Genomic DNA, 1,835 nt, shown 5'->3' with positions numbered 1-1,835 from the left:
GGGGCTTTCCCGTGTTCTGGGGGTGATCAGGCCGTCAGTGGACTGGCACCTGGTCCAGGTGCTTGTCCAGCAGGGACCGGGCACCCGAGGTCCAGGGCAGCGAACGCCACTGGCGCAAGGGCACCCAGGCCGCGCGCTCGGTCGTCCCGTCGATGTCGATCACATTCGGGGTGGTGGGTTCCAAGCAGGTCGCGGTGAAGATGATCCGCAGGGCGTGGAAGTCCTCCAACACGCCGTTGGGCGCCCGTCCGATCCAGTGGTCGGACTGCAGGTCGATCAGGCGGTTGATCCGCACCTTCTGTCCGGTCTCCTCGGCAATCTCGCGCATCAGCGCGTCCGATGGGGACTCCCCGGGGTTCAGTCCGCCGCCGGGCAGCTGCCACAGACCGGGGACGGCCGTTCGGTTCGAGCACTCGGTGCCGAGCACCCCGCGCGAGGATCGGACGATCGCATAGGCCGCGAGGCGCTGGTTGAGCACGGGTTCCTCCCCGTCGGCGACCAGCAGGTCGGGGTCGGCGCCGCGGTGCTTGACCCGCGGTGGACGCGAGCCTGGTGCGCGGGGGCTCACCCGCACGGTGAGCACCACCTCGCCGCCCTCCAACCGGGCCGACAGCAGCTCATTGAGCACGAAGCCGCGCCGCCACAGCACCTGGTGCGGATGGGCGCCGTGGTCGACGTGGAGCCGGACGGCCTCACCCTTCCCCGGCTGTCCCACTCCCACGATGCGCATTCCTCCATCATGGCATCCGTTGCGGCCCTGACCAGTGCGGCGACCCGTGGGGCTGTTCGCCGATCGCAATATGGCCGAGGCGTGCGACAACCCGACGCGCCGGTTCGCTACGCTGATCCCGCGCGCAGCAGGGCAGTGCAGCCGCGTCAGCAGTGCTCAACCCAGCAAGGGGGCCCCTCGGATGGACTTCAACCAGAATGCCCAGCTCGACCCGTCACAGGTGATCAACGCCGGTGGCAGTGGAGGTAGCGGTGGCGGCGTCGCGATCGGTGGTGGCCTCGGCATCATCATCGTGATCCTGGGGCTCATCTTCGGCTTCAATCCGGCCGACGTGCTGGGCGCCACGGGCGACTCCGGTACGCAGACCACCTCCGCCTCTCAGAACAACTGCACCTCGGGTGCCGACGTCGCGACGAACCGCGAGTGCCGCTGGACTGCCTACGTGAACTCGATCCAGTCCTACTGGGCCAGCCAGTTCGCCGATGGCCAGTACACCAAGAGCCCGACGATCGCCTTCTCCGGCCAGGTCAGCACCGGCTGCGGCACGGCCAGCTCGCAGGTGGGCCCCTTCTACTGCCCGAGCGACAAGAAGGTCTACATCGACACCGAGTTCGCCGACCAACTGCTGCAGCAGCTCGGCGCGCAGGGTGGGGACGCGGCCGAGGCCTACATCCTCGCCCACGAGTACGGCCACCACGTCTCCGACCTCACCGGTCAGCTCGGCGAGGTTCAGGCCGCTGGCAACCAGACCGGCCCCACCTCCCCGCAGGTGCGTCTGGAACTGCAGGCGGACTGCTACGCGGGCGTCTGGTTCAAGAACGCCGCCTCCGGCAACGACGCCATCATCTCCGGCATCACCAAGGACGACCTGCTGCGCGTCGCCGATGCGGCCGAGGCCGTCGGTGACGACCGCATCCAGGAGTCGTCCAGCGGTCGCGTCAGCCCCGAGTCATGGACCCATGGCTCGGCCAAGATGCGCCACTACTGGGTGAGCCGCGGTTTCGATTCGGGCGACCCCAATGTCTGCTCGGAGACCTTCACCACGAACAACCTCGAGGGCTGACCCCAGCCCTCTAAGGCATGGGCAAGGCCTGACTGCAACGAA

Annotated in this window: 2 protein-coding genes; one reads left to right on the top strand and one right to left on the bottom strand. The window is 68.3% G+C overall.

What is annotated here, in order from left to right:
• Positions 1 to 34 precede the first annotated feature (34 nt).
• Positions 35 to 730, bottom strand: a complete 696-nt coding sequence (locus ABD089_RS00135) for an NUDIX hydrolase (RefSeq protein ID WP_343884119.1) — start codon at positions 728 to 730, stop codon at positions 35 to 37.
• 181 nt (positions 731 to 911) lie between these two features.
• Here ABD089_RS00135 and ypfJ point away from each other — a divergent pair, with 181 nt between their 5' ends.
• Positions 912 to 1,793: a KPN_02809 family neutral zinc metallopeptidase gene (gene ypfJ / locus ABD089_RS00130; protein ID WP_343884118.1), complete on the top strand. Its 882-nt coding sequence runs from the start codon at positions 912 to 914 to the stop codon at positions 1,791 to 1,793.
• Positions 1,794 to 1,835: the final 42 nt, after the last annotated feature.

This window comes from Luteococcus sanguinis (assembly GCF_039527675.1).
Lineage (GTDB): Bacteria > Actinomycetota > Actinomycetes > Propionibacteriales > Propionibacteriaceae > Luteococcus > Luteococcus sanguinis.
Note: the sequence above shows the minus strand (reverse complement) of the source record. Positions and strands in the feature narration are given on the sequence as shown.

Coding starts and splice junctions, on each gene's coding strand:
- ypfJ (WP_343884118.1), top strand. CDS start 912: ATGGACTTCAACCAGAATGCCCAGCTCGACCCGTCACAGGTGATCAAC.
- ABD089_RS00135 (WP_343884119.1), bottom strand. CDS start 730: ATGCGCATCGTGGGAGTGGGACAGCCGGGGAAGGGTGAGGCCGTCCGG.